Here is a 3,049-nt window from a genome sequence, read left to right as displayed (position 1 = left end):
TAGCGCGGATCGGTGTTGTGCGGGTCGTGCCACGGGGTCAGCCCCGCCTCCGCGCACGCCGCCCGGGTCACCGCGCGGCGCACCCCGAGCAACGGGCGGCACCACGGCGGGTCGTGGGGACGCATGCCCGCGATGGAGCGGGCGCCCGAACCGCGCCCCAGGCCCAGCAGCACCGTCTCGGCCTGGTCGTCGAGGGTGTGCCCGAGCAGGACCGGGGCTCCCGCCCTGGCGCGGTCGAGAGCCCGGTAGCGCGCCGTCCTGGCGGCCGCCTCCGGCCCGCCCGCGGTCCCGACGTCGACACCGATGACCGCTGCATCCACGCAGCCCAGCGCCACCGCCGCAGCGCGCGCGGTCTGGGCCACCTCGTCGGAGCCGGGTTGCACGCGGTGGTCGACGATCAGCGCGGTGGTCGGCCGCATCGCCGCCGCGACCGCGGTCAGCGCCAGCGAATCCGCTCCACCGGACAGGGCGACGCACCATGTGTCACCGACATCGTGAGCACCGACGAAGCGGGTCAACGCGGCCCGCAGTTCGGCTAGAGCACCCGGTCGATCCATCGCTGCGGCTCGTCGATTTCCGTTGGCAACGGCAGGGTTTCAGCGCTCGACCAGACCGTGTTGAAACGTGCCATCCCGACCTTGGCCACCACCGCGTCGACGAACGCCTTGCCCCGGGTGTACTGGCTCATCTTGGCGTCGATACCAAGCAGCGCCCGCATCAGCCGCTGCAGTGGCGGCTGATGGCGTTGCCGGCGGTCGTCGAATCTGCGCCTGATGGTGGCCACCGAGGGCACCACCGCGGGACCGACGGCGTCCATCACGTGGTCGGCGTGCCCCTCCAGCAACGTCCCCAGCACCAGCAGACGATCCAGGGCCTCGCGCTGGTGCTCCGACTGCACCGCCCGCAGCAGACCCAGCACACCCGACGAATTCGGTTCGGCAGCTTCGCCGTCGGCGGCGCTGCGACGTTCCCTCAGGTACCCGGCCAGCCGGCCGACGACCGCGGTGACGTCCTCTCCGCCGTCGTCGGTCAGTACCGCCAGCGACTCCGACATCAGCTCGGCCAGCCACGGGTTGGCCCGGAACTGCACGCGGTGGGTGACCTCGTGCAGGCAGACCCACATCCGGAAATCGCTCGGAACCACCCGCAACTGACGCTCCACGGCGATGACGTTGGGGTAGACGAGCAGCAACTCACCGCCTCCCGCGGCGAACGGATCGTATTGGCCGAGGATGCCCGAGGACACGAAAGCCAGTACCGCGCCGGTCTGCGCTCCGGCGATGCGTCCGCTGATCACCCGCGGTTTCGCGGCGTCGTCGACGCTCCCGCCGGTCATCACCCGCATGGAGCGGGTGGCCGCCTCGATCCACTCCGGCCGGTCGACGATCCGCGCCTCGGGGATGTCACCGCCTTCGGCCAGCCCGGTGACCTCCCGCACCGGGACCTCGGCGGCGCGCGCCGAGGCGGTGAGCTGGTCGACGACCTGCCTGCGGGTGTAGTCGGTGGCGGCCGGCTGCGGCCGGGCCAGCTTGCCGCCCAGCGTCGCCGCCAGATTCCAGTCGACGGCGCGACCCACGTCGAAACCCGCCGCGCGTTGCGGGCTCATCGGTTGCACCCGCAGGAGCGGATCGTCGCGGCGAACGCGTCGAGGGCGGTGCGGCCGGTGGGGCCGGCCTCGTTGGACAGCAGCGCGAACGTCAGCACCCGGCCGCTTTCGTCGGTGACGATGCCGGCCAGAGTGTTGGTGGCGGTCAGCGAGCCCGTCTTGGCGCGCAGATACCCCACGGCGGCCAGACCGGCCTCGGTGTCGTGGTAGCGGTTGGACAGGGTGCCGCTGCCGCCGGCGATGGGCAGCAGATCCACCAGCGGCCGCAGCGCCGGGTGGGTGTCACCGGTGGCGGTGTAGAGCACCTCGTCGAGGGTGGTGGCGGTCAGCCGGTCGTCGACCGACAGGCCGCTGGAATCCAGCAGCCGCGCGCCCCCGGTGTCGACACCGGCGTCGGCGAGGGTGTTCAGCACCGACCGGGCCGCACCGTCGAAGCTCGCCGGGCGGTCCAGCGCTGCGGCGACCTCCCGGCCGATGGACTCTGCCATCACGTTGTCCGAGTAGTTCATCATGTCGTGCAGGCGCTCCATCAGCGGCGGCGACTGCACCGACGCGAGCTCGGTGCCCTCGACGCTGCGCCCGGGCGGCAACACTCGCACCGTCGCCGGGTCTACCCCCAACGCCACGGCCAGGGCCCGCCCCGCGTCCAGCGCCGGGGTCTTGGACCGCCGCGATTCCACGCTGACCGGCTGGGTGCGTCCACCGTCGAGCATCACCGGCTCGATCGGGGCGATGTCGCCGCCGTCGATGTCGCGCGGGTCCCAGCCCACCGCCATGGTCGGTCCGCTGTAGGCGCTGACGTCGACCTGCACTCTCTTGACCGCGAACCCGCTGCGTCGCACCTGGTCGGCGAGGTCGACGATGCGGGCGGCGTCCTGGTACCAGGTGTCCTCGCCGCGCGGGGCGGCCGACAGCGTCGGATCGCCGCCGCCGACGAGCACCACCACCCCGGGGGTGTCCGACACCACGCGGGTGGTCAGCCGGTCCTCACGATCGAGCGCCAGCAGCGCCGCGGCGGTGGTCAGCAGCTTGTTGGTGGAGGCCGGCTGCATCGGCACGTCGGCACCCTGCGACCACAGCTCGTCGCCGGTCAGGGCGTCGCTGATCCGGCCGGTGAACCGGCCCAGGTCCGGGTCGGCCAACACCGGTGCGAGCACCGCGGCCAGGCCCCGCGGTGTCGGTGTGTCCGCCGCGTCGGACACCGGCACGACCTCGGGTTGCGCGCTGGCCGGCGGCGGGACGGGGGGCACCGCGATCGGCTCGCCGGACTGGCGGGAGGCCACCAGCACCGCGGCCACCACGACCGCCACCACCAGCAGCAGTACCGCCGCGCCGACCACCACGTAGGTGGACCGCTGCCAACGAGCGGGCCGCATGTCTCTCCTGCCCTCGATCGACAACCAGAACCACCCCTGTAGAGCAGGGTATCCCTCGTTTACTGTT

The 3,049-nt window shown here is 72.6% G+C and carries 3 protein-coding genes; all 3 read right to left on the bottom strand.

The features are described 5' to 3' along the window. A partial coding sequence (gene tilS / locus ACN27A_RS34345) for a tRNA lysidine(34) synthetase TilS (protein ID WP_421459165.1) occupies nucleotides 1–557 on the bottom strand: 557 nt, incomplete at its 3' end. After that, a complete protein-coding gene (locus tag ACN27A_RS34340) occupies nucleotides 536–1,606 on the bottom strand; it encodes a zinc-dependent metalloprotease (RefSeq protein WP_421459163.1) in 1,071 nt (356 codons plus the stop codon). The genes tilS and ACN27A_RS34340, both read right to left, overlap by 22 nt. Next, nucleotides 1,603–2,982, bottom strand: coding sequence for a D-alanyl-D-alanine carboxypeptidase/D-alanyl-D-alanine endopeptidase (gene dacB / locus ACN27A_RS34335; protein WP_421459161.1), 1,380 nt, complete (start codon nucleotides 2,980–2,982; stop codon nucleotides 1,603–1,605). The genes ACN27A_RS34340 and dacB overlap by 4 nt, the downstream gene beginning before the upstream one ends. Nucleotides 2,983–3,049: the final 67 nt, after the last annotated feature.

Source organism: Micromonospora sp. WMMD737 (assembly GCF_049179055.1).
Classification (GTDB): domain Bacteria; phylum Actinomycetota; class Actinomycetes; order Mycobacteriales; family Micromonosporaceae; genus Micromonospora; species Micromonospora reichwaldensis.
Note: the sequence above shows the minus strand (reverse complement) of the source record. Positions and strands in the feature narration are given on the sequence as shown.

Excerpts from the sequence above, each read along its gene's own strand:
- ACN27A_RS34340 (WP_421459163.1), bottom strand. The coding sequence starts at position 1,606 with ATGAGCCCGCAACGCGCGGCGGGTTTCGACGTGGGTCGCGCCGTCGAC.
- dacB (WP_421459161.1), bottom strand. The coding sequence starts at position 2,982 with ATGCGGCCCGCTCGTTGGCAGCGGTCCACCTACGTGGTGGTCGGCGCG.